Source organism: Chenggangzhangella methanolivorans, assembly GCF_042648545.1.
Classification (GTDB): domain Bacteria; phylum Pseudomonadota; class Alphaproteobacteria; order Rhizobiales; family Methylopilaceae; genus Methylopila; species Methylopila methanolivorans.
Window position 1 is genome coordinate 241,242 of record NZ_JBHRXS010000016.1, and the last position, 26,311, is coordinate 267,552.

General features: G+C 70.3%; 21 protein-coding genes. 12 read left to right on the top strand and 9 right to left on the bottom strand.

The genetic code is table 11. The annotated features are described in order from the left end of the window. Window positions 1-85 precede the first annotated feature (85 nt). From ACFOWB_RS23165 to spt, 4 genes are all read left to right on the top strand, one after another. The gene (locus ACFOWB_RS23165) at window positions 86-1,888 is read left to right on the top strand and encodes an ABC transporter ATP-binding protein (RefSeq protein WP_378149640.1); all 1,803 of its coding nucleotides are present in this window, start codon (window positions 86-88) and stop codon (window positions 1,886-1,888) included. Continuing rightward, window positions 1,885-3,564, top strand: a complete 1,680-nt coding sequence (locus tag ACFOWB_RS23170; RefSeq protein WP_261404681.1) for a fatty acyl-AMP ligase — start codon at window positions 1,885-1,887, stop codon at window positions 3,562-3,564. The genes ACFOWB_RS23165 and ACFOWB_RS23170 overlap by 4 nt, the downstream gene beginning before the upstream one ends. Before the next feature lie 559 nt (window positions 3,565-4,123). Next, complete coding sequence (locus ACFOWB_RS23175) at window positions 4,124-4,399, top strand: acyl carrier protein (protein ID WP_261404682.1); 276 nt, start codon at window positions 4,124-4,126, stop codon at window positions 4,397-4,399. Beyond that, window positions 4,399-5,703, top strand: coding sequence for a serine palmitoyltransferase (gene spt / locus ACFOWB_RS23180; protein WP_261404683.1), 1,305 nt, complete (start codon window positions 4,399-4,401; stop codon window positions 5,701-5,703). The genes ACFOWB_RS23175 and spt overlap by 1 nt, the downstream gene beginning before the upstream one ends. Here the strand turns inward: spt and ACFOWB_RS23185 are convergent. Genes ACFOWB_RS23185 through ACFOWB_RS23200 form a run of 4 tightly spaced genes read right to left on the bottom strand, consistent with a single transcriptional unit; the run spans window position 5,621 to window position 8,785 of the window. Next, a complete protein-coding gene (locus ACFOWB_RS23185; RefSeq protein ID WP_261404684.1) occupies window positions 5,621-6,562 on the bottom strand; it encodes a hypothetical protein in 942 nt (313 codons plus the stop codon). The genes spt and ACFOWB_RS23185 overlap by 83 nt on opposite strands. Then, window positions 6,559-6,708, bottom strand: coding sequence for a hypothetical protein (locus tag ACFOWB_RS23190; protein ID WP_378149643.1), 150 nt, complete (start codon window positions 6,706-6,708; stop codon window positions 6,559-6,561). Before ACFOWB_RS23190 ends, ACFOWB_RS23185 begins: the two co-directional genes overlap by 4 nt. Beyond that, on the bottom strand, window positions 6,705-7,640 hold the full coding sequence (locus ACFOWB_RS23195) for a diacylglycerol kinase family protein (protein ID WP_261404686.1): 936 nt from the start codon (window positions 7,638-7,640) through the stop codon (window positions 6,705-6,707). The genes ACFOWB_RS23190 and ACFOWB_RS23195 overlap by 4 nt, the downstream gene beginning before the upstream one ends. Continuing rightward, window positions 7,637-8,785, bottom strand: a complete 1,149-nt coding sequence (locus ACFOWB_RS23200) for a CDP-alcohol phosphatidyltransferase family protein (protein ID WP_261404687.1) — start codon at window positions 8,783-8,785, stop codon at window positions 7,637-7,639. Before ACFOWB_RS23200 ends, ACFOWB_RS23195 begins: the two co-directional genes overlap by 4 nt. A 145-nt stretch (window positions 8,786-8,930) precedes the next feature. Between ACFOWB_RS23200 and ACFOWB_RS23205 the strand changes: the two genes are divergently transcribed. From ACFOWB_RS23205 to ACFOWB_RS23225, 5 genes are read left to right on the top strand one after another with little or no spacing between them, the layout of a single operon-like run. Then, window positions 8,931-9,368 (top strand): HIT family protein, encoded by a 438-nt coding sequence (locus tag ACFOWB_RS23205; protein ID WP_378149646.1) that lies wholly within the window; start codon window positions 8,931-8,933, stop codon window positions 9,366-9,368. Beyond that, window positions 9,368-10,582: an LptF/LptG family permease gene (locus ACFOWB_RS23210; RefSeq protein ID WP_378149648.1), complete on the top strand. Its 1,215-nt coding sequence runs from the start codon at window positions 9,368-9,370 to the stop codon at window positions 10,580-10,582. Before ACFOWB_RS23205 ends, ACFOWB_RS23210 begins: the two co-directional genes overlap by 1 nt. A gap of 1 nt (window position 10,583) precedes the next feature. Further along, window positions 10,584-11,714 (top strand): LptF/LptG family permease, encoded by a 1,131-nt coding sequence (locus ACFOWB_RS23215; RefSeq protein ID WP_378149650.1) that lies wholly within the window; start codon window positions 10,584-10,586, stop codon window positions 11,712-11,714. Further along, window positions 11,711-12,841 carry a dATP pyrophosphohydrolase gene (locus ACFOWB_RS23220; protein ID WP_261405683.1) on the top strand — a complete coding sequence of 377 codons (1,131 nt, stop codon included), beginning with the start codon at window positions 11,711-11,713 and terminating at the stop codon, window positions 12,839-12,841. Before ACFOWB_RS23215 ends, ACFOWB_RS23220 begins: the two co-directional genes overlap by 4 nt. Next, a complete protein-coding gene (locus tag ACFOWB_RS23225) occupies window positions 12,838-13,584 on the top strand; it encodes an NTP transferase domain-containing protein (protein WP_261404692.1) in 747 nt (248 codons plus the stop codon). Before ACFOWB_RS23220 ends, ACFOWB_RS23225 begins: the two co-directional genes overlap by 4 nt. Before the next feature lie 13 nt (window positions 13,585-13,597). Here the strand turns inward: ACFOWB_RS23225 and ACFOWB_RS23230 are convergent, their stop codons facing one another. Beyond that, entirely contained in the window at window positions 13,598-15,244 is a 1,647-nt protein-coding gene (locus tag ACFOWB_RS23230; RefSeq protein WP_261404693.1) for a cisplatin damage response ATP-dependent DNA ligase, read from the bottom strand. A gap of 161 nt (window positions 15,245-15,405) precedes the next feature. Between ACFOWB_RS23230 and ACFOWB_RS23235 the strand changes: the two genes are divergently transcribed. Then, complete coding sequence (locus ACFOWB_RS23235; protein WP_261404694.1) at window positions 15,406-15,705, top strand: GIY-YIG nuclease family protein; 300 nt, start codon at window positions 15,406-15,408, stop codon at window positions 15,703-15,705. 149 nt (window positions 15,706-15,854) lie between these two features. On the opposite strand, the gene ACFOWB_RS23240 is transcribed toward ACFOWB_RS23235, so the two are convergent. Beyond that, complete coding sequence (locus tag ACFOWB_RS23240; RefSeq protein ID WP_261404695.1) at window positions 15,855-16,913, bottom strand: ligase-associated DNA damage response exonuclease; 1,059 nt, start codon at window positions 16,911-16,913, stop codon at window positions 15,855-15,857. A gap of 272 nt (window positions 16,914-17,185) precedes the next feature. On the opposite strand from ACFOWB_RS23240, the gene ACFOWB_RS23245 reads away from it, so the two are divergent. Then, on the top strand, window positions 17,186-19,747 hold the full coding sequence (locus tag ACFOWB_RS23245; RefSeq protein ID WP_261404696.1) for a ligase-associated DNA damage response DEXH box helicase: 2,562 nt from the start codon (window positions 17,186-17,188) through the stop codon (window positions 19,745-19,747). A gap of 162 nt (window positions 19,748-19,909) precedes the next feature. Further along, entirely contained in the window at window positions 19,910-20,623 is a 714-nt protein-coding gene (gene pdeM, locus ACFOWB_RS23250) for a ligase-associated DNA damage response endonuclease PdeM (RefSeq protein ID WP_261404697.1), read from the top strand. Window positions 20,624-20,796: 173 nt separating this feature from the next. Here pdeM and ACFOWB_RS23255 read toward each other — a convergent pair whose 3' ends face one another. From ACFOWB_RS23255 to ACFOWB_RS23265, 3 genes are all read right to left on the bottom strand, one after another. Then, complete coding sequence (locus ACFOWB_RS23255; protein WP_378149655.1) at window positions 20,797-21,513, bottom strand: hypothetical protein; 717 nt, start codon at window positions 21,511-21,513, stop codon at window positions 20,797-20,799. A gap of 113 nt (window positions 21,514-21,626) precedes the next feature. Further along, window positions 21,627-22,109, bottom strand: coding sequence for a DUF3429 domain-containing protein (locus tag ACFOWB_RS23260; RefSeq protein WP_261404699.1), 483 nt, complete (start codon window positions 22,107-22,109; stop codon window positions 21,627-21,629). Between the two features lie 118 nt (window positions 22,110-22,227). Continuing rightward, window positions 22,228-26,130: a hypothetical protein gene (locus ACFOWB_RS23265; protein ID WP_378149658.1), complete on the bottom strand. Its 3,903-nt coding sequence runs from the start codon at window positions 26,128-26,130 to the stop codon at window positions 22,228-22,230. Between the last annotated feature and the right edge of the window lie 181 nt (window positions 26,131-26,311).

Sequence of the window (26,311 nt, forward strand, 5' to 3'; positions counted from 1 at the left end):
ATTGCCCTTAGAAAGCCGCCCTCACGCAAGGCGCCGCGCGGACCGCGCCGCGTTCGCTCGCCTCGCGCCGAAACCGAAGAGCCTCATGGCCCCGCAGCCTTCAGACCCCGTTTTGGCCGCCGCTCAGTCGACCGCGCCCCGCAAGTCGACGCTGATGCGCATCGCGACCGTGATCCCGCTTCGCCGCACGATGGGGACCATGTGCCTGCTCGCGCTGGCGGGCGTCGCCGAAGGCCTCGGCATCGCGAGCCTGCTGCCGCTCGCCGCGCTCATGAGCCCCCAGGGCGCGGAGGCCGGCAAGGGCCTCAGCGGCAAGATCGCCGAGACCATCCGCGACATCGGGCTCGAACCCTCGCTCGGCCTGTTCGTCTTCATCCTGATCGCCGGCATGACGCTCAAGGCCGCGCTGACGATCGTCGCCATGAACCGCGTCGGGCGCGCCGGCGCGGACGTCCAGACCAAGCTGCGGCTAGACCTCATCGACGCGCTGCTCGCGGCGCGCTGGTCCTATTACGTCCGCCAGCCGGTCGGGCGGTTCTCGGCCTCGCTTTCGGTCGAGGCCATCCAGGCGGGCGAGGCCTACAACGCGCTCGCGAAGTTCCTCGCCGAGCTCATCCAGGTCGTCACCTATTCGCTGGTGGTGTTCCTGTTCTCGTGGAAGCTCGGCCTGCTGTCGCTCGGCGTCGGCCTGCTGATGATCCTGACGCTCAACCGCTTCATCACCTCGGGCAAGCGCGCCGCGCGCAAGCAGAAGAAGCGCATCAGCGCGATGGTAGGCGGGCTCACCGACCTTCTCGTCGGCATCAAGCCCATGAAGGCGATGGGTCGGCACGCGCGCTTCCAGGCGCTGTTCGAGCGAGACGCGGAGAAAATCCGGCAGGCGCAGCAGAAGCAGTCGTTCGCGCGCGAGACCAACAAGGCGCTGCAGGAGCCGATCCTCGCGATCTGCCTTGCGGGCGGCCTCTATTTCTCGATCGGCGTGATGCAGCAGTCGCCCGGCCAGGTGGTGGTGATGGCGCTGCTGCTCGCCCGCACCGTCTCGACCATCGGCAAGGCCCAGCAGGCGTTCCAGAACGTGCGGCTGACCCAGTCCGGCTTCAACGCCATCTACAATTCGGTCGAGCTCGCCCGGTCGATGCGCGAGCCCTCGCATGGCGGCGAAACGCCGACCTTCGAGATGGGCGTGGAGTTCCGCGAGGTGAACTTCGCCTTCGGAGCGATCCCGGTGATCCGCGGCGCGAGCTTCCAGGCGCCCAAGGGCTGGGTCACGACGATCACCGGCTCGTCCGGCGCAGGCAAGACCACCATGGTGGACCTGCTGCTCGGCCTACACGAGCCGACCGGCGGCCAGATCCTGATCGACGGCAAGCCCCTGCCCACGCTCGATCTCGGGGCGTGGCGGCGGATGACCGGCTACGTGCCGCAGGAGCTGATGCTGTTCCACGACACGCTGCGCGCCAACGTCACGCTCGGCCAGCCGGAATTCACCGACGCCGACGTGATGCTCGCGCTCGAGCAGGCCGGCGCCTCCCAGTTCGTGGCGGAGCTGCCCGAGGGTGTCGAGACCGTGGTCGGCGAGCGCGGCACGCGGCTTTCCGGCGGCCAGCGCCAGCGCATCTCGATCGCGCGCGCGCTCATCCAGCGGCCGAAGCTCCTGATCCTCGACGAGGCCACGACCGCGCTCGACCCCGGCACCGAGGCCGCGATCGTCGAGAACGTCGTCGAGCTCACCCGCTCGACCGGCCTCACCGTCATCGCGATCTCGCATCAGCCCGCCTGGGCGGCGGCCTCCGACGAGGTGGTGCGCCTTTCTGAGGGCCGCATCACCGGCATCGAGCGCCGCGAGGCCTCCGCCCCGCTCGCCGAGGCGCTGGGGCCGGCGGCGTGACCGAAGCGAACCCGACCATCCTTCACGCGCTCGAGGCCGCGGGGCGCGGCCCCGAGGGCTTCAACTTCCATTCCGGCAAGGGCGTCCTCGTCGAGACCGCGTCCTACGCCGGCCTGGCGCACGACGCGCGCGCGCTCGCCGCGAAGCTTCTCGGCGCGGGCGTCGCTCCCGGCGACCGCGTCGCGCTCATCGCCGACACCGAGGGCGACTTCGTCCGCCTGTTCTTCGCCTGCGCCTACGCCGGGGCCGTGCCCGCCCCGATGCCGCTCCCGATGGCGTTCGGCGGCCGCGAGACCTATCTCGCCCACACCCGAAAGATGATGGAGTGCGCCGACGCTTCCGCGGCCTTCGCCCCGGCCGCGATGAAGGACTGGCTGATCGAGGGCGCCGAAGGACTGCCGCTGCGGCTCGTCGGCGTGATCGGCGACCTCGAGGCGGTGGAGCCCGATCCGCGCCCGCTGCCGACGCCCGATCCTGACGCCCTCGCCTATCTGCAGTTCTCGTCGGGCTCCACGCGGTTCCCGAAGGGCGTCTCGGTCACCCACCGCGCGCTGATGGCGAACGCGACGGGGATCAGCCGCGACGGCCTCAAGACGCGCGCCGGCGACCGCTGCGTCTCCTGGCTGCCGTTCTACCACGACATGGGACTGGTCGGCTTCATGCTGTCGCCGATCGTCGCCGGGCTCTCGGTCGATTATCTCGCGACCCGCGACTTCGCCCGCCGTCCGCTGCTCTGGCTCGACATGATCGCCCGGGCCAGGGCCACGATCTCCTACAGCCCGAGCTTCGGCTTCGAGCTCGCGGCCCAGCGCGCGCAGACCGTCGATCTCGGAGCGCTCGACCTCTCCTCCTGGCGCTGCGCCGGCATCGGCGGCGACATGATCCGCCCGCATGTGCTGCGCCGCTTCGCCGAGCGCTTCAGGCCCAACGGCTTCGACGCCCGCGCCTATGTGGCGAGCTACGGCATGGCCGAGGCGACGCTTGCGCTCTCCTTCGCGCCGCTCGACCAGGGGCTGAAGACCGAGACCGTCGACCTCGACCGGCTGGAGAGCGAGAACCTCGCGGCCGCGCCCACGGCCGGGACGGAGCGCGAACGGGAGTTCGTGCTCTGCGGACCCGCCCTGCCCGACCACGAGATCGAGTGCCGCTCGCCGGACGGCGCCGCGCTTCCCGAACGCCGGGTCGGGCGCGTCTTCGCCAGGGGCCCGAGCCTGCTGCGCGACTATTTTCGCGAGCCCGAGGCGACCGCCGAGACGATCACGCCCGACGGCTGGCTCGACACCGGCGACCTCGGCTACCTGACCGGCGGCGAGCTCGTGATCACCGGCCGCGCCAAGGACCTGATCCTCGTCAACGGCCGCAACGTCTGGCCGCAAGACCTCGAATGGACCGTCGAGGCCGAGGTCGCGGGCATGCGCTCGGGCGACGTCGCGGTGTTCTCCGTCGACCGCGACGAAAACGAGGAGGTGGTGGCGCTCGTCCAGTGCCGCACCAAGGACGAAACCGCCCGCGATGCGCTCGCGGAGGAGATTTCGAAGGTGCTGCGGCTGAAGTTCGGGACGCCCGTGACGGTGCGCCTCGTCGGCGCCCACGCTCTGCCCGTCACCTCGTCGGGCAAGCTCAGCCGCGCCCGCGCCCGGGAAATGTATCTGGCGATGGTCTCGACGGCCGCCTGACGACTCGCGCGGCGGACGCCGCCCGGTTCACGAACCGTTACGGGCGGCGGCGACGAAACGGCCGCCCGGATCGCTCCCGCGCCCTCTGATCCGAGCCTGTTCGCCCCGTCGCGCCGTACACATTCGGCGCCGAATTATTTCAGTTCCGCCCGCTTTCGACCGCGTTCAGGACGTCGATCACGGGCCTGACGACGCGCAACGCGCTCTCAGGCCGCCAAGCGGACAGGAAAGACAGATGACCGAACCGTTCGGTCATCCCCCGCCAAAGCCTTGCAAGCGTTTGAAAATCCTCACTCCGGTCACGGCCGCGTCAGCGCGTCCGCCCTGGCCGCTGACCGATCGCGAGCCCGTCGGAACGGGTCGTCGGGCATTTGCGCAACACCCCGGATCGATCCGTCGGCGCCTGTCTATCGAAGGACCGTCGACTCGTGGTTTTTGAAGTGAACAGCGACGGTTACGACTGTGTAACAAGCTGCATTGATTAGTGTTTTCGATGCGTCTTCGCGAACTTTACAGGGTGGCGGCGGATACCTAGTTTCCCGTTCGACCAAAGTTTGCGTTGGCGTTTCGCCAAGGCGAAAAGATGAGTGAAGATCAAGCGGCGTTGCTTTCCGAAGTTTCGGAAGTCCTCGAGAGCGTGCTGAACCGGAAAGTCGAGCTGAAGCCTGAGATGAATATCGTTAATGATCTTGGCCTCGACTCGATCGCCGTGATGAATTTCACCATGGCGCTGGAAGACAAGTTCGACATCTCGATCCCGCTGCATGACATGGCCAGCGTCGTGACTGTTCAGGACCTGCTGAACACGCTCTCGGCGCTGCGGAGTGACGCGTAATGTCCATTCTTTCGAAGTTCTCGCCGCTCGCCGAGCGTTACGGCCGGATGCGCGACAGCGGCGCCGACCCGTTCTCGATCAAGTTCGACGACGTCCTGTCCTCGGTCGAAGCCGTGGTGAACGGCCGCAAGACCGTGCTGTTCGGCACCAACAACTATCTCGGCCTGACGTTCGATCCCCACTCGGTTGAGCGGTCCGTCGAGGCCATCCGCATGCACGGCACCGGCACCACCGGCTCGCGCATCGCGAACGGCTCGTACAAGGGCCATGAGGAGCTCGAGGCCGCGCTCGCCGACTTTTACGGCCGCAAGCACTGCATGGTGTTCTCGACGGGCTATCAGGCGAACCTCGCCATGATCTCGACGCTCGTCGGCCAGAACGACCACCTGTTCCTCGACGCCGACAGCCACGCCTCGATCTACGACGCCTCGCGGCTCGGCCACGCGCCGGTCGTGCGCTTCCGTCACAACAATCCCGACGACCTCGCCAAGCGCCTCAACCGGCTGAAGGACCAGCCGGGCGACAAGCTGATCGTGGTCGAGGGCATCTATTCGATGCTCGGCGACACCGCCCCACTGAAGGAGTTCGTCGACGTCAAGCGCGAGTTCGGCGCCTATCTGCTCGTCGACGAGGCGCATTCGATGGGCGTGCTCGGCGAAAAGGGCCGCGGCCTCGCCGAGCGCGAGGGCGTGGAGGACGACGTCGACTTCGTGGTCGGCACCTTCTCCAAGAGCCTTGCGAGCGTCGGCGGCTACTGCGTCTCGAGCCTCGATGGCTTCGAAATTCTGCGCATCGCCGCGCGCCCCTACATGTTCACGGCGTCGCTGCCGCCGGCGATCGTCGCCTCGACGACGGCCGCCCTCGAGACCCTGCGCGCCGAGCCGCAGCGCCGCGAGAAGCTGACGGCGAACGCCGAGCGCTTCTACACGGGGCTGAGGTCGGCCGGCTTCCAGGTCGGCCCCGAGGCCAACCCGATCGTCGCCGTCATCCTCGACAAGGTCGACGTCGCGGTCGCGTTCTGGAAGCGGCTCGTCGACGAGGGCATGTATCTCAACCTCGCGCTGCCGCCCGCGACGCCGAGCCACCAGGCGTTCCTGCGGTCCTCGGTGAGCGCCGCGCACACGTTCGAGCACATCGACTTCGCGGTCGAGCTGATGACCCGCGTCGGCCGCGAGTTCGGCCTTCTGCCCGACAACGTCACGCCGTTCCCGGCGCGGCCCGTCAGCGCAGAACGCCTTTCCGCCAGAGCCGCCACAAGACCGGCCCTGCGGCCAGCAGCGGATGTCGGCGCTGGAATGGCGTGACGACTTCCTTGTGGCCCGAATGCCGCTCGATCTTCCAGGCGATGTAATCCGCGCCGCCTGAGAAGGTGAAGGCGGCCTTGGCGAGCCGAAGCAGATTGAGGGGCTTGGCGAGGCGCTTGCGCGTCTTCCAGGCCCCTTCGGCTTTCTGGCGGTCATCCTCGGAGATCGCCGGCGCGAGCTCGTTCAGGTCTTCGCGGAACGCGAGGCCTTCGGCCGCCCAGCCGAGCCGCAGCGCCGCGCCGTAGCGCTCCGGCGCCGCCTCGACGATCGAGCCCGGCCGCGAGCCGCTCTCGACGCGCAGCTCCGACGAATAGGTGCGCGCGAACAGCGCGAGCCAGAAGTCGGCGGCGGAGCCGCGGGCAGGTCCGAGATGCGCCGCCCACCAGCTTGCGCCGCGGATCGCGATCGAGACCGCCTCGGCGACCCGCTCGGCCGCGAAGGCGTCGCGCGACCACACGAGCGCGCAGGGCTGCGCGAAGCGCGCCCAGATGGTGGTGTCGCGGCTCTCGTGGCGGGCGTGGCGGCGGAACTGGTCAAGCGTCATCACCGCCAGCTTCGAGCGCAGCGTCATGCCGGCCGCGGTGGTCTCGGCGTATTCCACGTTGGGCGGCAGCCGCGCGCCAGCCTTGGCGATCAGCGGGCGCGCCTCCCAGGCGTCGAACCGGTCGAGCAGCACGTAGAAGTCCAGCAGCCCGTCGGTCGCGCCGGTCCTGAGCGCCGACCCGTAGAACAGCACGCCCACGACCCCCTGCCCGCCTCGCGCCGCAAGCTCTGCCGCGAAGGTCGCGACGGCGGGCGGGACCGGCCGGGCGAGCTCCTCGGCGACGAAGCGGGTCAGGGCGGCTTGCGCGGCGGTCATCGGCTGAACTCGGCTGCGTGCGTCGAGACGCCGACGAACCGCCGGCTCTTCAGCATGAGGCCGGTTTCGGCGACCTCGCCAGCCCTCATGCCGAGGAGGCCCGCGGGGCCGTCGCGAAGCACGCGGCCGATCTCTGCTCGCCTCACAGCCGAACGAACCTGATCTGCGGCCCCGCGACGAGCTCCACGCGCCCGTCGGCGCCCGGCGCGAATGTGTCGCCGTCGAAAATGAAGGGCTCGGAAAGCGTCAGCGACACCCGCTCGGCGCGGAAGCTGCGATAGCCCGCCTCGTCGGCGAAGCTCGGCTTCCGCCGCGCCGCGATCGCCGCGAGACCGCGTGCGAGCCGGCGCGGCGGCGCGGAGATCTCGGTCATGCGGATCGCGCCATCGCCCTCGCCCCAGAACGGCCAGAGGCCGAGGATCAGCCGATCGAGCGAGGTCGCCAGAGCGACGAAGCTCGCGCCCTCGCGCGGCTGCCCGCCGTCGACCGCGATCGAGAGCGGGACGCCCTCGCGCCAGACCTCGCGGTCCTTGCCGAAGGCGGCGGCGACTGAGCCCACGACGCCGAGCGCGACGCCGAGCTGCTGGGCGAAGCCCTTCGAATGCACCCGCTCGTTCACGAGCCGGGTCGCGCGCTCATAGGCGCCGAGGCCGAACACGAAGCCGGCGCGAGTCCAGCCGTCGGTCGTGACGAGGATCGGCCGCCGGACATGGGTCTCGAGCGGAAGGCCGGCGTTCGCCCGACCCGCAAGCCGCGCGAGCGCGCCGGCGCCGCGGCCCACATGGCCGGCGTCGAGCGCGGCGACGTTCGTCTTCCCGCTCGGCATCAGCGCGATGGCGGGGAGCCTGTCGCCATAGGCGGCGGGCAACGCCGAGAGCACGTCGCGCAGCGTGCCGTCGCCGCCGTCGACCGCGAGCAGGTCGACGCCGGCCTCCGCGAACCCCTTGAGCACGCGCGGATAGTCGTCGAGCGTCTCCGGGATCGCGTGCAGGAAGTCGGCCGCGGGCTTTGTGCGGTCGGCCTCCGCCCTGTTGCGCCAACTCCGGGCGTTCGAAACGACGCCGAGGCGCAGGGTCATGCGGCGTCGAGCCAGGACACGAGCGTTCTCGACCGGCTCTCCACCGCGGCCTGCACGAGCTGAAAGAGATGGACGACGAGCGACAGCACGATCCAGGCGCAGACCAGGATCATGCCCCAGTCCGGCCGGCCGATCAGCGTGAAGGCGGTCAGGATCACGAGATTCGGGTTCCGCCGCGCGGTGATGAGGCGGAAGAACGAATCGAACGGCCGCCACACATGCATGTGGAAGCCCCAGAGCCGGATGAACGCGCCCTCGAACAGGCGCTGCACCACGTAGCCGCCGACAATGATCCAGACCAGCAGCTCGGGATGGGCGACCGGCATGCCGGCCTTCTCGAGGCCGATGATCCAGGCGATCCACCAGAACGGCGGGTGGATGAGGTCGATGCCGTGGTCGAGAATGTCGCCGAATTTCGACGAGGTCATCGTGACGCGCGCGAGCTTGCCGTCGACGGTGTCGAGGAAGGTCATGATCCAGGCCGGGATCAGGCCGAGCAGATACCAGCCTTCCCAGAACATGCCGAGCGCCACGAACATCAGCAACAGGCCGAGATAGGTGACCTGGTTGGGCGTGATGCGGCGCACCGCGCACCATTTGGTGACGGCCTTGGCCGGGGCCGGCCACCAGTATTTGGTGACGAAGTCGGTCACGCCCTTGTAGGAGCCGGCGAAGCTGCGGGCCTCGACGTCCTTCACGCTCTGGGAGTTGAGCGGAATGACGAAGGCGATCTCGCGCTTGCGGAGCTTGCGGTTGTAGGAGCCCGCCAGCCCCTCGGAGTCGAGGATCTCGGTTCCGACCGGCGCTTCGCCGCTTGCAAGGACGCCCGACGCGGCTTGCGCGTCGCGTCCGGCGACCGCGGAGGCGATCGCTACGCCGCCCGCGACGAGCGTCGCGCCGGGCCGGGTCGCGAGCGCGTCGATCAGGCGCTGGTCGTAGGCGAAATCAATCCGCAGGATCACCACGGAGCCGACGTTTTCGAGCCCTTCGGCCGAGACGCGCACGTCCTTCACGCCCGCTCGCGCAAGCTGCCGGGTGAGGCGCTCGGCGGAGCTCATGCCCCAGATCTGGACCGTCGACTGGCCGATCAGAACCGCCGTCGTCGCCTGCGCCGCCGCAGCGGCCGCGTTCGCATTCTCCGTCATTCCTCTTGCGCGTCTCCTGTCCCCGGGACTATCCGGGCCTGTCGTTTAGCCGCGAAATCCGTATGGTGCCAGCGCGCGCGCCATCCTTTCGGCGAATGGCTCGCCTTAAAGGATCGCAGTCCTTCCTCGTTCGATGACCCTTCCGATGACCAACGCCACGATGGAGAAGTTCGGCCATCCCCGCTCCGCGGTCGCGGAGATCGGGGCCTGGACCGTGCTCGTGCGGCCGAAGCAGCCGACGCTCGGTTCGCTCGTGCTCGTGTGCAGGGAGCAGGCGACGGCGTTCTCCGATCTCAGCCCGCAGGCCTTTGCGGACCTGCGCGAGGCGGTCGCCGGGATCGAGCGCGTGCTAAAGGGCTTCGTCGATTACGAGCGGATCAACTACCTGATGCTGATGATGGTCGATCCCGACGTCCACTTCCATGTCATCCCTCGCTATGAGGGGACGCGTTCGTTCGGCGGCGTCGAGGTCGCCGACGCCGGCTGGCCAGGGCCGCCCAACCTCGGCTCCGGCGCCGATCTCGACGACGCGGCGCTCGACGCGCTCGCGGCCGAGCTCAAAGCCCGCTGGGTCGCCGCCTGATGGCGTCGATCGGCCTGCCCAGGTTGCGGATTCTCGACCGCTACGTGCTGATGCTCACGCTGAAGCCGATGCTGCTGTGCCTCGGCGTCGTGCTGTCGGCGCTGCTGCTGGAGCGCATCCTGCGCCTCATCGACATTCTGGCGACCGCTGGCGCGCCGGTGTTCATCGCCTTCGCGCTCGCGGCCAATCTCGTGCCGCACTACATGGGCTTCGCGATGCCCGCGGGCTTCGCGCTCGGCATCTACTCGTCGATCTCAAAGCTCAGCATGGGCGCCGAGCTCGAGGCGGGCCTGGCCTCGGGCGTCTCGGTGCGCACGCTGGTGCGGCCGCTCATCATGCTCGGCGCGCTTCTGAGCATCCTCAGCATCGTGATCGTCGGCTACGCCGCTCCCTACTGCCGCTACTCCTACCGCGAGATCATCAACCAGTCGGTCTCCTACGCCTGGCGGGCGCATGCGCCGGCCGCGACCTTCATCAGCGTGAAGGACGGGCTGACGATCACCGCCGACGACGTCGACAAGACCGGCCGCAAGCTGCGCGGCGTGTTCATCCAGAACCGGGAGAACGACGTCGACGTGGTGACGAGCGCCGAGGGCGGCGAGCTCGAGCTCACGCCCGACAAGCTTCAGATCCAGCTCCGGCTGAAGAACGGCGCCGTGATCCGCGACTATGGCGCGGAGCGGCCCTCGACCCTGCGCTTCCAGGACTTTGTTCTCGACCGGAAATTCGACCTGACGGCGCCGCCGTTCCGGCCGCGCGGCGGCAGCGAGCGCGAGCTGACGTTGTCCGAGCTCTGGACCGAGATGGGCGAGCCCGCGCCGTCGGCGCCCTACAACCAGCTGTCGGCCGAGTTCCACTCCCGCATAGCGCGGTCGCTGTCGCTGATCTTCCTGCCGCTGCTGATCGTGCCGCTGTCGATGACCATGCGGCGCAACACCCGCATCGCCAACATGGTGACAGCCGCGGTCGCGACCGTGCTCTACCACAACTCGCTGCAGATCGGAGAGACGCTCGCCGACAAGGGCGTCGCGCCGGCCTGGATCACCTGCTGGACGCCCTTCGCGGCGTTCCTCGCGATGTCGGTCTGGCTGTTCACGACCTCGACCGACCGGCCGGGCGACACCGCGATCTCGCGGATGGTCGACGGGATCGAGGGCGCGATCACGAGGGCGTTCCGAGGCCTCAAGGGCCGCGTCCGGCCGGCGGAGGGCTGACATGCGGTTCGCGCGCTATCTCAGCCTGACGCTGTTCAAGCTCGCCGTCGTCGCGACGCTGATCCTCGCCTTCATCGCGCAGATCCTCGATCTCGTCGACAACGCCGGCGACATCCTCGACCAGGGCGACGGCGTCCCCGGCATCATCGAATATATCGGCCTGCGGCTGCCGACGCTGCTCGTCCATTCGCTGCCGCTCGGAACGCTCGTCGGCGCGCTGCTGACGCTCGCGCTGCTTGCGCGCAACAGCGAGATCGTCGCGATGCGGGCGGCGGGCAAGAGCACCTTCTCGATGTTCGTCGCCATGGCCCCGGGCGCCTTCGCGCTCGTGATCCTGCATTCGACGCTGATTGACGTCGTCGCGCCGCGCGCCGAGGCCAAGCTCGCGATCAAGGTCACGCAGCGCTTCGAGCGCGCCGAACAGCAGGGCAAGACCGCCAAGACCACCTGGCTGCGCGTCGGCGAGGCGGTGGTCTCGTTCGACCGCGTCAGCGACAAGGCCCGAAAGCTGAAGAACGTGCGGATCTACGACCGCAATCCAGACAAGATCGTCACCTCCCGGATCGTCGCCGAAGAGGCGCGCTACCGGAAAGGCGAGTGGACCCTCTCGGGCGCCGAGCGCGTCTCCTGGGAGCGCGCGACGCTCAACGAGCGGTCTTCCGCCGACGGCGTCTGGCGCACGACCATGACGCCCGACGACGTGCTGGCGGCGCTCATTCCGGAAAGCCGCATCTCGCTCACCGCGGCCCGCAAGGTCGTGGCGGGCGAGCAGACCCCGAACGCGCCGCTGCCCTTCTACGAGACGCTGATCGAACGCGTCTACGCTTCCCCCGTTGGACTGATCGTGATGGTGCTGCTTGCGATGCCCGCTTCGCTCCTCAACTGGCGCGACGTGCGCTCGACCCGCCACATGGCCTACGCGCTGCTCGGCGGCCTTGGCTTCCTGCTCATCGACGGCCTGCTGACGACGCTCGGCCTGACCGGCATCGTGCGCCCGGCGGTGGGCGCCTGGGCCGGCATCCTGCTGTTCACCGTCTTCGGCCTCTTCCGCATCTGGCGGATGGACGCCGGCTGGCGCCCGTCGCGCGTTCCGCGTCCGCCCAAGACCGTGCTGGCGGAGGCCCCGCGGTGAGCGCCCTCGAGATCCGTCCCGTCAGGGGCCGGCGGGAGATGACCCAGTTCATCAACCTGCCAAAGCGCCTGCACGCCAATGACCCGACCTACGTGTCGCCGCTCGACATCGAGCGTCATGACGCGCTGTCGAAGACCAAGAACCCGCTGTTCAAGCGCATCGACGCCGAGTTCTTCCTCGCCTGGCGCGGCGGACGGACGGTCGGGCGCATCACCGCGCAGGCCGACCCGAGGCTCGGCGTCGTCGGCCAGTTCGGCATGATCGCGGCCGAGGACGACCCGGAAATCTTCCACGCCCTGTTCCAGACCGTCGAGGACTGGCTGCGGGCGCGCGGCAAGACCTCGGTGCAGGGGCCGTTCAACCTCTCGATCAACGAGGAGACCGGCCTCCTGATCGACGGCTTCGACACGCCGCCGATGCTGCTGATGCCGCACGACCTTCCCTACGTCGCGCCCCGCGTCGAGGCGGAGGGCTACGGCAAGGAGATGGATCTCTTCGCCTATCTGCACGACACCGAAGTGCCGTTTCCGCGCGCGATCGAGCGCATCCTCGATCGTCCGCGCCCGCCCGAGATCACGGTGCGGCACCTCGACATGTCGCGTTACGAGGCGGAGCTCGCCACGGTGATCGACATCTTCAACGACGCCTGGTCGGAGAACTGGGGCTTCCTGCCCTTCGGCAAGGAGGAGCTCGATCATCTGGCCAAGTCGCTGAAGCTGCTGGTCGACGAGCGCCTGTTGTGGTTCGTCGAGGTGGACGGCAAGCCGGGGGCCTTCGGCCTCGCGCTTCCCAACCTCAACGAGATCACCACCGATCTTGACGGCAGCCTGCTGCCGTTCGGCTGGGCCAAGCTCGCTTGGCGGCTGAAGGTGAAGCGCTCCTACACCTCCGGGCGCGTGGTGCTGATGGGCGTGCGCAAGGAGCATCACCGGAGTTATCTCGGTAAGATCATGCCTCTCTACATTTTCGAGAAGTTTCGAGAAGAGGGGCGCGCCCGCAACGTAAGACGGGTAGAAATGTCCTGGGTGCTCGAAACCAACGCGCCGATGCGCCACATCGGCGAAGCGCTCGGCGGAGGGCGCGCCTACAAAACCTATCGCGTCTATTCGAAGGAGCTTCGCCCATGACCGCCGCCCTCATTCTCGCAGGCACACGGCGCGGCGGCGACAAGCTCGCCGAGGCCGAGGGCGTCAGCCACAAGACGCTGATCGAGGTCGGCGGCCGTCCGATGCTCGAGCGCGTCGTCGACGCCCTGCGCGCCTCCGGCCGCATCGACCGCATCCTGGTCTCGATCAACAAGCCCAAGCTCGTGAAGATCCCGGGCGTCGAGACCATCAAGTCGGCGAAGTCGCTCGCCGAGAGCGTGATCGAGGGCGTCAACGCCATCGGCGCGCCGGCCTTCGTGACGACCGGCGACCATGCGCTGCTGGAGCCCGAGTGGATCCGCTACTTCATCGACAACGCGCCTGACGTCGACCTCGCGCTCGGCATCGCGCGCGCCGAGGCCGTGAGCCGCGACGCGCCCGACACCGAGCGGACCTTCATCAAGCTCGCCGACGGCCAGTTCTCCGGCTGCAACATGTTCTATGTGCGCCACATCGAGGCGCTGAGGGGCGTCGAGGTCTGGCGCGAGTTCGAGCAGCTCCGCAAGCGGCCGTTCAAGATGCTGCAGAAGCTCGGCCCGAGCGCCATCTTCGCCTACGCCACCGGCCGCCTCACGACCGAGCGCGTCGCCAAGGAGGTCGGGCGCCTGACCGGCGGGCTGACCGCGGGCATCGTCGACATGCCGTTCGGCCGCTCGGCGATCGACGTCGACAAGCCCGCCGATCTCGAACTCGTCCGCCGGCTGCTGGAGCGCGAGGCCGCCTGAGGCGGCGTCCGCCTCAGCCCGCCGCCTCTTTCTGGGCGATCAGCGCCTCGAGGCTCTCCAGCCGATCGGCCTCTGCGGTCGGCTTGTCCCAACGGATGCGCGCGACGCGCGGGAACCGCATCGCGACGCCGGACTTGTGCCGCGCCGAGCGGGCGATCCCCTCGAAGGCGATCTCCAGCACCAGCCCCTGCTCGGCCGTGTGCGTCACCTCCCGCACCGGCCCGAAGCGGTTCGTGGTGTTCTTGCGCACGAAGCGGTCGAGCTCGGCAAGCTCCTCGTCGGTGAAGCCGAAATAGGCCTTGCCCACCGGCACCAGCCGCTCGCCGTCGGCGTCCGCGGTCCAGACCCCGAAGGTGTAGTCGGAATAGAAGCTCGAGCGCCTTCCATGGCCGCGCTGGGCGTACATCATCACGGCGTCGACCGTCATCGGGTCGTGCTTCCACTTGAACCACAGGCCCTTGGGACGCCCGACCACGTAAGCGCTGTCGCGGCGCTTCACCATCAGGCCCTCGACCGCCGCGGCGTCCTCGCCGGCGCCCGCCGACGCCGGATCGGCGCGCGCCGTCGCTAGGCCGTCCCAGTCCTCGAAGCCGACGAGCGGCGACAGGTCGACGCGCGGATTGTCCTCGCGGGCGATGAAGGCCTCGAGGCGCTTTCGACGCTCCTCGAAGGGCTGTTCGCGCAGGTCCTCGCCGCCATCGAACAGCAGGTCGTAGGCGCGGATATGGGCGGGAAACTCCGCGAGGAGCTTCGGCGTGACGCTCTTCCGGTTCAGCCGCTGCTGCAGCACGTTGAAGGTCTGGACGCGTCCCTCGCGCAGGATCAGCAGCTCGCCGTCGATCGCCCCGTCGAAGGTCAGCGCCTCCACGAGATCCGGGAACGCGCCCGAAACGTTCTCGCCCGAACGGCTCCAGAGCCGCGCGACGTGTTTTCCGTCGGTGCCCGTTCCGGCGGACGCCTGCACCCGAATGCCGTCCCACTTCCATTCGGCGACGAACTCCGCGGGGTCGAAGGCTCGAAAGTTCGAATCCTCCAGCGGATGGGCGAGCATCGGCGGCCGGAACGGCGCCGGGTCCTCGGCGAAGGGCTTGTCCCCCCGCCCCTCCACCCAGGCGAACAGGTCTTCGTAGGGCGGCTCCAGTCCCGGCCAGACGAGTTCGACGTCGTCCGGCTTGATCCCGTCTCCGAGCGTCGCGACCGCGGTCTTGGTCAGCCGCGCGGTGGCCCCCACGCGCAGCGAGCCGGTGATGAGCTTCAGCAGCGCCCAGCGCCCGGTCTCGTCGAGCGCGTCGAGCCAGCCCGCGAGGCGCTTCGGCAGATCGAGCTTGGCGGTCGTCGCCAGCCCTTCCACGATCTCCGAGAGCGGCGGCGTGCGGTTGGCGCGGGTCTCGCCCGGCCACATCAGCGCGACGGTCTCGGCGAGGTCGCCCACATAGTCGTAGGACATCGCGAACAGCTGCGGGTCGACCCGCTCCATGATCAGGCCGCGGATCAATCCGGCCTTGGCGTGCCGAAACGACAGCGCGCCGGTCAGCGCCGCGAGCGCGAAGCCGCGCTCGGGATCGGGCGTCTCGCGGAAATACTCCGCCATCAGCCGGATCTTGGCGTTTCGCCGCGGCTCGTAGGACAGACGATCGAGCAGAAAGGCGAAGCGGTTCATTTGAGCGCGTCCGGAACGCCCGCCATCGTCATGTCCCGGCTTGTCCGGGGCGGACACGCATCCGCTATGCTCGCGTTTCCAAGCCATCCCGCCAGGTCCGACGCCGACGGTGGATGCCCCGGACAAGCCGGGGCATGACGACTGAAGGGAGAGCGTTCTGAATGACAGTGGAGCGCCGTTTCTTCGTCTACATTCTGGCGAGTGATCGCAACGGCACGCTTTATGTCGGCATGACCAGCGATCTCACCCGGCGCGTCTGGCAGCATCGCGAACACGTCGTCGCCGGCTTCACCAAGCGATATGGCGTCGGGAAGCTGGTCTATTTCGAGATCCATGCGACGGCGGAAACCGCGATCCGCAGAGAAAAGCGGATCAAGCACTGGCCGAGAGACTGGAAGCTCAATCTGATCGAGCGCGACAATCCCGATTGGGACGACCTGTTCGACCGGATCGCCGTCTAGATCGACTGACGCCAGCGGAAGGTTCGTCATGCCCCGGCTTGTCCGGGGCATCCACCGGTCGTCGAGCCATCGCCCCATGACGAATGTTGCGTCCGGGTCTGGCTTGAACGCCCCGGACAAGCCGGGGCATGACGATGTTTTTTCTGAAGTCATGAGGATGGACCTTCGGCCGGGACGACAGGCTCTTCCTCGGCCTGGGTCTCCCCCTCCCCCTCGTCGCCATACCCCACCAGCCTCAGCGGCCGCGCCAGGAGCCCCTCGGTCCCGCACCAGTGGACGAGCGCGTCCTCCTCGCCATGGGTGACCCAGATCTCCTCGGCGCCGGTGTCCCGGATCGTCTGACGCAGTTCGTCCCAGTCGGCGTGGTCGGAGACGACGAGCGGCAGCTCCACGCCGCCCTGCTTCGCCCGCGCCCTCACCCGCAACCAGCCGGAGGCGGCCACCGCCACGGGATCCGGAAACTTCCGCGCCCAGAGCTCGCGCAGCGCCGAGGGCGGGCAGATCACGATCGCGCCGGCGAGCCCCTTGCGGTCCTCGGCCATCACCCGGATCGTCTCGCCGAGATCGACGCCGAGCGCCGCGTAGGTCTCCGTCACCCGCACCATCGCGCCGTGCATGTGGATCGGCTTGTCCCAGCCGGCCTCGCGCAGAAGCTTCATCAGCCGCTGGGCCTTGCCGAGCGAATAGGCCCCGACGAGATGCGCGCGTTCGGGAAACAGCTCCACCGAGTCGATCAGTTTCGCGACCTCGCGCTCGGGCGGCGGATGGCGGAAGACCGGCAACCCGAAGGTCGCCTCGGTGACGAAGAGATCGCAGGGCACGACCTCGAAGCCTTCCGCGGTCGGGTCGGGCGCGCGCTTGTAGTCGCCGGAGACGACCGCCCGAAACCCCTTCCATTCGAGCCGGATCTGCGCCGAGCCGAGCACATGGCCCGCCGGATGGAAGCTGACCGTCACGTCGCCGACCTTGGCGCGCGCGCCATAGGCGGCCGGTTGACGAGAGCGGCAGAAGTCTTCGCCGTAGCGCGCCGCCATGATCGCGAGCGTCTCGGGCGTCGCCATGACGGCGTCGTTGCCGGGCCGTGCGTGGTCGGCGTGGCCATGGGTGACGAGCGCGCGCTCCACCGGCCGCATTGGGTCGATATAGGCGTCGGCCGGCGGGCAGTAGAGCCCTTTCGGCGTGGGGAGCAGAAGGTCTTCGGGGCGCATGTTGGTGGGAAGATAAGGCTCAGCGACCGAAGAGGAAGGCGCGGTTCTCCCTCCCTCGCAGAGGGGAGGGTGGCGCGCCGCGGAGCGGCGTCACGGGTGGGGCTGGGGGTAGAGCGGCGCGTGAGACGAAATGTGACGACGGCGCCTCCCCTTTCTGAAGCCCACCCCACCCTGCCCTCCCCTGTCCCAGGGGAGGGAGACGCCCTCTTCGGCGAGGGCGCGCTTCAAGTCTCCCCTCCCCGCGCCGCCTCCCCGCGCCTATCTCCTCACCTGTGACCTCCCCCTCGCCCGGCCCCGCCACGCGCCTTCCCGACCGCTTCGTCCGCTGGTTCGCCGGGCGCGGCTGGACGCCTCGCGCGCACCAGCTCGATCTGCTGGCGCTCGCGCAACAGGACCGCGACGCGCTGCTCATCGCCCCGACCGGCGCCGGCAAGACGCTCGCCGGGTTTCTGCCGAGCCTCGTGGAGCTGGCGGAGAAGCCCGACGACGTCGACGGCCTCCACACCCTCTATGTCTCGCCGCTGAAGGCGCTCGCGGTCGACGTCGCGCGGAACCTCATGACGCCGGTGGCCGAGATGGGACTCTCGATCCGCGTCGAGGGCCGCACCGGCGACACGCCGCCCTCGCGCCGCAAGCGCCAGAAGGAGCGGCCGCCGGACCTGCTGCTCACCACCCCCGAACAGCTCGCGCTGCTGATCGGCGATCCCGGCGCGGGCCGCCTGTTCGAGACGGTGCGGCGGGTCGTGATCGACGAGCTTCACGCGCTCGCGCCGACCAAGCGCGGCGACCAGCTCGCGCTCGCGCTCGCGCGCGTCCGGGCGCTCGCGCCGAAGCTCTCGACCGTCGGGCTGTCGGCGACCGTGAAGAGCCCCGACGAGCTTCGCCGCTATCTCGTCGATCCGCGCCGCGGCCATGCCTTGGCCGATCTCGTCGAGATCCGCGGCGGGGCCGCGCCCGAGATCGCGATCCACGAGACCGACGAGCGCCTGCCGTGGTCCGGCCACGGCGGACGCCACGCGATGGCGGAGATCTACGAGGCGATCCGCGCCCACAACACCACGCTGATCTTCGCCAACACCCGCGCGCAGGCGGAGCTCACGTTTCAGGAGCTCTGGCGCATCAACGAGGAGACGCTCCCGATCGCGCTCCACCACGGGTCGCTCGACGTCGGCCAGCGCCGCAGGGTCGAGGCCGCGATGGCCGAGGGGCGGCTCAAGGCGATCGTGGCCACCTCGACGCTCGACCTCGGCATCGACTGGGGCGACGTCGACCTGGTGGTCCACATGGGAAGCCCCAAGGGCGCCTCGCGCCTGCTCCAGCGCACGGGGCGCGCCAATCACCGGCTCGACGAGCCCTCTCGCGCCATCATCGTGCCCGCGAACCGCTTCGAGGTGATCGAATGCGAGGCCGCGCGCGAGGCCGCGCTCGAGGGCGAGCAGGACGCAGAGTCGACCAAGCCCGGCGGGCTCGACGTGCTCGCCCAGCACGTGCTCGGCTGCGCCTGCGGCGCGCCCTTCGACGAGGACGAGCTCTACGCCGAAGTGACCTCCGCCGCGCCCTACGCCGAGCTCGACCGCGAAACCTTTTCGGACATCGTCCAGTTCGTCGCGACCGGCGGCTACGCGCTCAAAAGCTACGAGCGCTTCGCCAAGATCCGCAAGACCAGGGACGGGCTCTGGCGCGTGTCGAACCCCGCGACCGCCCAGCGCTGGCGCATGAACGTCGGCACCATCATCGAGGCCACGACGCTGAAAGTTAAGCTCGGCAAGGTGCGGCGCGCGGCCGGCGGCGCCGTCGGCCAGCAGGGCTTCGGCGGCAAGATGCTGGGCGAGATCGAGGAGTACTTCGTCGAGACCATGACGCCTGGCGACACCTTCATGTTCGCCGGCGAAATCCTGCGCTTCGACGCGCTGATCGACACCGACGTCATCGTCTCGCGCGCCAAATCCGAGGCCCCGAAGGTTCCGACCTATGTGGGCGGACGCATGCCGCTCACCACCGACGTCGCGGCGCGGGTGCGCGCGATGCTGGACGACCCGGGAAGCTGGGGACGGCTGCCGACCCAGACCCGCGAATGGCTCGGCTACCAGCAGCTCCGCTCGGTGATCCCGGAGCACGACAAGCTGCTGATCGAGACCTTTCCGCGGGCGGGCAAGCACTTCCTCATCGCCTATCCGTTCGAGGGGCGGCTCGCGCACCAGACGCTCGGCATGCTGCTGACGCGCCGCCTCGAGCGCGCCCACGCCCGCCCGCTCGGCTTCGTCGCGAGCGACTATTCGCTGGCGATCTGGGCGCTGGGCGACATCTCCCAGATGATCGGCGACGGCGAGATCTCGCTCGATCGCCTCTTCGACGAGGACATGCTCGGCGACGATCTCGAGGCCTGGATGGCCGAGAGCGCTCTGATGAAGCGCACGTTTCGGAACTGCGCCATCATCGCGGGGCTGATCGAGCGCAACGTCATCGGCGCGAACCGCAAGACCGGGCGCCAGGTCACCATGTCCACCGACCTGATCTACGACGTGCTCCGCCGCCACGAGCCCGGCCACGTGCTGCTGCGCGCGGCGCGGAGCGACGCGGCCCGGGGCCTCATCGATCTCTGGCGCGTGGCCGATTTCCTGAAGCGCGCCAAGGGCGCGATCGACTGGCGCCCGCTCGACCGCGTCTCCCCGCTTGCGGTGCCGATCCTGCTCGAGGTCGGCCGCGAGCCGGTCTACGGCGCGGCGCAGGACGCGCTCCTGAAGGAGGCTGCCGAGACGCTGGTGGCCGAAGCGATGGGCGAGGAGATGGCCAAGCGCGAGAGCGGCCCGCCGGCGTTCCTGAGGTCGCTTTAAGCCGCCTCGCCCCGGCCGGACGCGCGCTGGGATCGGCGTAGGAAAGCGCTTGCAAAAGGCTTCGGAGGGAGAAGCCGGACCGGACTGCGCGCTTCAAGACGCCCGCTTGCGCGGGCTCCCCCGGGATGACGGCGCGATCAAGTTCCTGCTACGTTCCAATCGATGATTCTCTCCGCCCTCCTTCGAGAAGACGAGATCGAGCCGACGCTCTCCGTCGCAGGCGTCGCGCTCGTCGCCGATCCGTCAGGCGCGCTCTACGAGCCGCGCTCCGGCGCGCTGATCGTCGCGGATCTCCATCTCGAAAAGGGTTCGAGCTTCGCGCGCCGCGGCCAGATGCTGCCGCCCTACGACACCGCGACCACGCTCGGCCGCCTCGCTCGCCTGGTCGAGAGGTTCCGGCCGCGCGCCGTGATCGCGCTCGGCGACTCGTTTCATGACCGCGACGCCGCCGCGCGCCTTCGCGACGCCGACCGGGAGACGGTCGCGGCTCTCCAGCGCGGCCGCGACTGGATCTGGATTTCTGGCAATCACGATCCGGAGCCCCCGGCGGGGCTTGCGGGCGAAACCTGCGCCGAGATGGCGCTCGGCGCGCTGACGCTGCGCCACGAGCCGAGAGTCGGCGCGGCGGCGGGCGAACTCGCCGGCCATCTCCACCCCGTGGCCAAGGTCGCGGTGCGCGGTCGCGGCGTGCGCCGCCGCTGCTTCGCCGGCGACGGGGCGCGCGTCGTCCTGCCGGCCTTCGGGGCCTATGCGGGCGGGCTCAACGTGCGCGACCGCGCCTTCGACGGCCTGTTCGCCGCGGGCGGCCTCACCGCCTGGATGCTGGGAGACGCCGGCGTCTACGCGATCGCCGGCTGGGGCCTGAGGCCGGACTGAGGTCTGGAGCGAATCGCCGGACGCTCGACGGTCATCCCGGGCTTGACCCGGGATCCAAAACCGATGTCGGCGGCAAGTTCACGCAGGGCCTCGGTTCTGGATCCCGGCTCTTCGGCCGGGATGACGCGGCGCCTGGATGACAGCCGCGGATCGCGCGCCTCAGGCGCGCCGCCTCACCAGCGGTAGCGCAGGCCGACCGTCTGGTACTGCGAGCCGCCGCCCGTGCCGTTGAAGATGCCGAGATTGCCGCCCGAGCGGTGATGGAAGCGGAACACCAGGTCGAGGTTCGGCTGGCTCGGCAGGCCGAAGGTGATTTCGGGCGAGAGATAATGCAGCACCTTGGACTGGTGCTTCTCGGACTTCTCGACCTCGATCCGCGAGACGTCGCTGGCGTAGTTCACGCCGGTCGACACCGCGATCGTGGTGCGCAGATAGTCGTTCCAGGGGAACGACTTCCAGCGGGCGTAGAGCGCGCCCCACACTTCCCATTCGTCCTGCGCGCCGAAGCGCTTGCCGGCGCCGATCTCGGTCTCGAAGGCGAAGAGGTCGCTGTAGGTCAGGATCTCGCGGTTGAACGCGCCGCTGACGAGGGTCGAGTCCTTCGTCTTCCAGTTCCACGGCGGCGTCTTGTACTTGATGAAGATGTCGGTCATCGGCGTGGAGATATAGCGGCCGACGAAGAGCGTCGCGGTGCAGTTCATCTCGCACGCCTCGAACGGCGAGATGAAGCGCCAGCCGTCGGTCGCCGCCGGGGCCTGGACGGCCGCGGGAGGCGGATCGTAGGGCACGTCGGCGGCGCGCGCGCCCGTGACAGGCGCGACGCCGAGCGCGATCAGAGCCGCCGCAGCGAGAGACGCGAAGCTCCGCGCGAGTTTCACACCGGCATGCACGATTAGGACGCCCCCAACTCTCGATCGTCACTGACAGCAAGCTGACGCTATCAGCTTAAGGCGCAAGAGACCAAACGGCCAGTCATCGAGTCAGGCCGCACAAACGCTTCGTATCACACCTGTTGCGACGCTACGACAACGGCGGCCGCCGCCGTCGCGACCGAAGCGAGCGCCGCGAGCAGCGCGCGCAGCCGCGGATACCATCTGGGAGCGGCGAACCGCGTGGACTTCAGCCCGTCGACCGCGCCCTGCGCGACGAGTCCCGCGGCCACGAGCCCAAGCCCGCCGGCTCCGCCGAGAAGCACGCCCGCGAGCGCCCATGCTGGAGAGATCGCCGCGCCGAGATAGAGGCCGGCGCGCAGCTCGCGCGCGGGATGGCGCAGCGCGAGACCCCAATGGGCGCCGCCGAAAAACGACAGGATGAGCGCGGCGTAAGCGAGGAGCGCGACCGACGCCGACGCCCCCGTCTCTCCGCCGGCGAGCGCGACCGTCAGCGCAAGGCCGATGAAGGGCGCGAGCCCCGCAAGACCCACGGCGAGCGGGATCGGCGGAATTTCGTGGTCGTCGCGGACGGGTTCGGAGGCGATCAAAGTCATGGCGGCACCGCACGACTGGCTCGTCGTGCGGGCAGAATACCGCGTCAGGCGCGGCCGTCACCCCCGGACTGGACCGCCCCCTCGAAAGCCGGTGGGGACAGTCTTCATCGAACCACGTTCAGCGCGGGGTCGAGGCGTCCCTGCGCTCGGCGACCCGGTCCCAGCCGCCGGGGGGCGAGGGAACTTCGTTCGCCGCAGGCTCGACGGCGCGCGGGCGGAACGCGTCGACAGCGACCTTGGCGGCGGCGAGCTGCGAGCCGAGCGCCTTGCCCACCTCGTCTCGCTTCTTGGCCGCGTCCTCGTCGCCCTGGACGGCGGCGAGCGAGAACCACTTGTAGGCGTCGACGAGGTTGCGCTTGCCCGACATGCCGCGCGCGTCGAGCACCGCGAGATTGTACTGGCTGTCGACGAGGCCGCGCTCGGCGGCCATGCGGAACCACACCGAGGCCGCGCTGTAGTCGGGCTTGCCGAGGCCGCCCTCGGCGTAGACCACGCCGAGATTGTGCATGGCGCGCACGTTGCCGGAGGCCGCGGCCTGCTCGTACCAGCGGCGCGCGGTCGTGACGTCGCGGGCGACGCCGCGGCCCTTCTCGTAGAGGCTGCCGAGGCGGTGCTGCGCCGGGGCGAGGCCCTGGGCGGCGGCCTTCTCGAGCCACACCGCGGCGGAGGCGGCGTCGGGCTCGACGTTGCGGCCGTCGAGCAGGCGGTCGGCGACCTCGAGCTGGGCCGACGGATCGCCGGCGGCGGCGCGCATGCGGAGCGTCGGGCCGCCGATGGTGTCGGGCAGTCCGCCGGGCGCGGTCCGGGCGATCGAGCCCGTGGTGACGGGTTCGCCGGCCTTCCATTCGACCGTGCGCGCCTTGGGCAGGGCGCCGGCGTCGGCGAAGGCGAAGTTCTGGGCGGCCGTGCGCGGCGCGGCGTTCGCCTCGGGCTTCGGCGCGGCGGCTGACGCGGCGGCGGAGGGCGCCGGAGCCGCGCCGGGCGGCGGAGGATCGAGCCCTTCCTGCGCGGCGGAGGACCCGTCGGCGGGTTCCGCCGCGGCGCGCGGGCCTTCGATCACGGTCGGCGCGGCGCCGGAGCCGTAGGGCGCGGGGGTCGGCTCGAGATCGGGCGCAAGGCGGCTCTGCGGGGCGGGATCGGCGGCCGGCTCGAACTGGGAGCCCGTCATGCCGTTCGCGACATAGAGCGCGGCGAACACGATCAGCGTCGCGGCGAGGCCGAGCAGGAACGGACGCTTGCGCGCCTTGAGCTTCGAGATCGCGCCCGACAGCCCCGAGCGCGCGGCCGGCTCGGCCGGGGCCTCGGGGGCCTCGGGCTCGACGTCGGGCTGCGGCTGGGCCGAGGCGCGGCGCGCGGCGGCGATGAAGGACGCGGCGCTCGGGCCCGAGGCCTCGACCTTGGGCGCGCCCGCGCCCGGCTCGATCGGATCGTCGCCGAGATCGGAGAACGCCTTGAAGCGCGGCTCGTCGGCGTAAGGCAGGCGCGGCGCCGGCGGCTCGTCGCCGGCCGCGATCTCGGCGAGCGCGCGGCGGGCGGCGGCGCGCGCGGCCTCGGCGGCGTCGGCGCGGGGCTCGGGCTCGCGGCGCGGCTCCGGATCGTAGCGCGTGTCCTCGACGGCGGCCGAGAACATCGGAGCCGAGCGGGCCGGGGCCGTCTCCATCTGCTCCATCCGGTCGAGCAGACGCTCGAGCGTGGCGCGAACGGCGTCGAGCGCGTCGGCGGCGCGGCGCTCGCTCTGGGCCGCGGAGGCGCGAAGCTCTGCGAGCGACCGGACGATCTCGCCCTCGAGCTCGTCGTCGCCGCGCACGCCCTGCGTCGCGGAGGTCTCCTGATAGCGCGCGCCGAGATCGGCGCAGCTGCGCTCGACGCGGGCGGCGAGGCCCGCGAAGGCGGCGTTGAGGTCGTCGAGGCGGCCGTCGTTGCGCTCGAGCCCGTCGACGAGGCGCGTGATCTCGGCCTCGACCGTCAAGGCGCCGTCGCGGGCGGTCTCGCGGGGGTTGAGAAGCTGCTCGGCGATGACGCGCACCGATTCCTCGATGCGGTCGAAGGCGGCGTCGCGCTCCACGGGCTCGGACGCGCGCGGCGCCCGCAGGCGCTCGGAGATCGAGCGGACCTCGCCCTCGATCCGGTCGAAGGCCGCGTCGCGGGCGCCGGTCGCCTGCGCGACCGACAGGAGCCGGTCGCCCAGCCCGTCGATCTTGCCCGACAGCGCCCTCACCTCGTCGTCGCCGCGGTCGTCGCGCTGGCTCGAAAGCTTGGCGGTCAGCGCCGCGATCTGGCGCTCCAGACCGTCGAGCGCCGGCGGACGCGCGGCGGCCGCGATCTCGTCGCGCATCGTGTCGGCGAGCCACTCGGCCTCGCCGGCCCGCACCTTGGCGATCGCCTCGATCTTGCCGTCGAGCGCCTCGACGCGGCCGCTGAGGCCCTCGACCGCCTTCAGCGCGGGGCCGATGGCGGAGCGGTTCTTGAGGCTCTCGGTCAGCGCGTCGATCTGGCGGCCGAGATCGGAGACGGCCTCGGCGCGCGGCAGGTTGTCGAGCTCGGCGCGGATCGAGGCGTTGGCGCGCTCGAAGGCGTCGTCGCGGGCCGAGACCGCCTGCGCCACATTGGCGATGCGGCCGTCGAGCGCCTCGACGCGGGTCGCGAGCCCGACCACCGCCTGGCGGGTCGGGGCGGCGGCGCGCTCGAAGGCGTCCTCGCGGTCGGCGACGGCCAGAGCGACATTGGCGATGCGGTCGTCGAGCGCCTCGACGCGGCTCGCAAGGCCGACGACGGCCTGACGCGTCGGGGCGGCGACGCGCTCCTGGTCGTCGAGGCGGCCGATCAGCGACTGGATCTCGGACGCGAGCGTGTCGACCGCCGAGGCGCGTGGGAACTGCGTGAGTTCGGCGCGGACCTCCTCGACGCGGCGCGCGACCGCGTCGATGGCGGTCGAGTTCGCGGGCCCGAGCGTTTCGAGACGGGCCGAGATCGCGTGGAGCTCCTCGGCGAGGTCGGCGATCATCTGCGGGCTGGCGGCGTCGCGGCGCATGCGGTCGACCTCGCCCACGAGCGCGTCGATCGCGCCGAGCGAAGCCGGGTCGAGCCGGGCGGGACGGTCCGCCGTGATTCGGCCGGCGAGCTGTCCCATCTCGCGCGACAGCGTGTCGACCTCCTGCCGGGTCGGCAGGTCGGAGACGGAGCGGCCGAGCCGGTCGATCTCGGTGCGGAGCTCGCGCACCATCGAGGCGGAGGCCGCCGCGTCGGTCTTCTGCCGCGACGGCAGGTCGGAAACGGCGCGGCCGATGTTGTCGATCTCGGCGCGCAGTTCGCGGACCATCGAGGCGGTCGCGACGTCCGGCTTCTGCGGCTCATAGGTGCGGCGCGGCTCGATGTCGGGCTGGCGGGCGACGTCCTGACGCCGCAGCGGCTCCGGCTGGCGCGCGGGCTCGGGACGCCGGGCGGGCGCGGCCGGACGGGACGGCTCCTGCGCGCGATAGGGCTCAGGGGCGCGATAGGGCTCGGGCGCGCGGTAAGGTTCGGGCCGCGGCTCGGGCTGGCGCGCGGCCGGGCGGCGCGCGGCGGCGTCGCGGGCGGCGGCGTCCTCGGAATCGAGCGTGCGCTGGCGCTCGGAGATTTCGGCGAGCGCCGCGCGCAGCGAGGCGATCGGCGGCGTGCGCTGGTCGGCGCGGCGCTGCGCGGGTGCGGGCTGGGCGCGGTCGGCGAGCGTGCTCGCGAATTCGACGAGGCGGGCCTCGATCTCGGCGGGGACGGGCTGGCGGCCGGGCTGGGACCGGCGCGGGGCCTGCTCCTCGCTCCCGCTCCAGCGCGCGAGGCCTTCGAGCGCCTGGGTGAGGCGCGCGCCAGGTTCGTAATCGCTCTGCGCGAGCAGGCTCACCAGCCGCTCGAGCTCTTCGGGCGCGGGCTCGCCGCGGCGGCGCGCCTCGGCCAGACGATCGGTAAGGTCGGCGAGCGGGCCGCGGCCGCCGCGGTCGTCCCGCTTCGGTTCGTCGGACCAGCCCCTCGGGTCGCGCACGCTCATGGCATCCATCCCGGAGCCCCGGCGCGTCAGCGCGGTCTGGGGCGATATGGCCGGAGACGACGCGACGCGCGCCCTTCCGCCACTCGCGACTTTTGCCGTTTAGGGTAAACAAGCGGTTAACCAGAGCGTTTTTGGTAACGAAGCCTTAGCCGAAGTTAATCGCCGCTCTGCGCCGTTTCGC

Bases quoted from the DNA above. Each gene is read 5' to 3' on its own strand.
- ACFOWB_RS23210 (WP_378149648.1), top strand. From the start codon at position 9,368: ATGGCGTCGATCGGCCTGCCCAGGTTGCGGATTCTCGACCGCTACGTG.
- pdeM (WP_261404697.1), top strand. From the start codon at position 19,910: ATGATTCTCTCCGCCCTCCTTCGAGAAGACGAGATCGAGCCGACGCTC.
- spt (WP_261404683.1), top strand. From the start codon at position 4,399: ATGTCCATTCTTTCGAAGTTCTCGCCGCTCGCCGAGCGTTACGGCCGG.
- ACFOWB_RS23200 (WP_261404687.1), bottom strand. From the start codon at position 8,785: ATGACGGAGAATGCGAACGCGGCCGCTGCGGCGGCGCAGGCGACGACG.
- ACFOWB_RS23205 (WP_378149646.1), top strand. From the start codon at position 8,931: ATGACCAACGCCACGATGGAGAAGTTCGGCCATCCCCGCTCCGCGGTC.
- ACFOWB_RS23195 (WP_261404686.1), bottom strand. From the start codon at position 7,640: ATGACCCTGCGCCTCGGCGTCGTTTCGAACGCCCGGAGTTGGCGCAAC.
- ACFOWB_RS23235 (WP_261404694.1), top strand. From the start codon at position 15,406: ATGACAGTGGAGCGCCGTTTCTTCGTCTACATTCTGGCGAGTGATCGC.
- ACFOWB_RS23260 (WP_261404699.1), bottom strand. From the start codon at position 22,109: ATGACTTTGATCGCCTCCGAACCCGTCCGCGACGACCACGAAATTCCG.
- ACFOWB_RS23240 (WP_261404695.1), bottom strand. From the start codon at position 16,913: ATGCGCCCCGAAGACCTTCTGCTCCCCACGCCGAAAGGGCTCTACTGC.
- ACFOWB_RS23215 (WP_378149650.1), top strand. From the start codon at position 10,584: ATGCGGTTCGCGCGCTATCTCAGCCTGACGCTGTTCAAGCTCGCCGTC.
- ACFOWB_RS23165 (WP_378149640.1), top strand. From the start codon at position 86: ATGGCCCCGCAGCCTTCAGACCCCGTTTTGGCCGCCGCTCAGTCGACC.
- ACFOWB_RS23265 (WP_378149658.1), bottom strand. From the start codon at position 26,130: ATGAGCGTGCGCGACCCGAGGGGCTGGTCCGACGAACCGAAGCGGGAC.
- ACFOWB_RS23185 (WP_261404684.1), bottom strand. From the start codon at position 6,562: ATGACCGCCGCGCAAGCCGCCCTGACCCGCTTCGTCGCCGAGGAGCTC.
- ACFOWB_RS23230 (WP_261404693.1), bottom strand. From the start codon at position 15,244: ATGAACCGCTTCGCCTTTCTGCTCGATCGTCTGTCCTACGAGCCGCGG.
- ACFOWB_RS23225 (WP_261404692.1), top strand. From the start codon at position 12,838: ATGACCGCCGCCCTCATTCTCGCAGGCACACGGCGCGGCGGCGACAAG.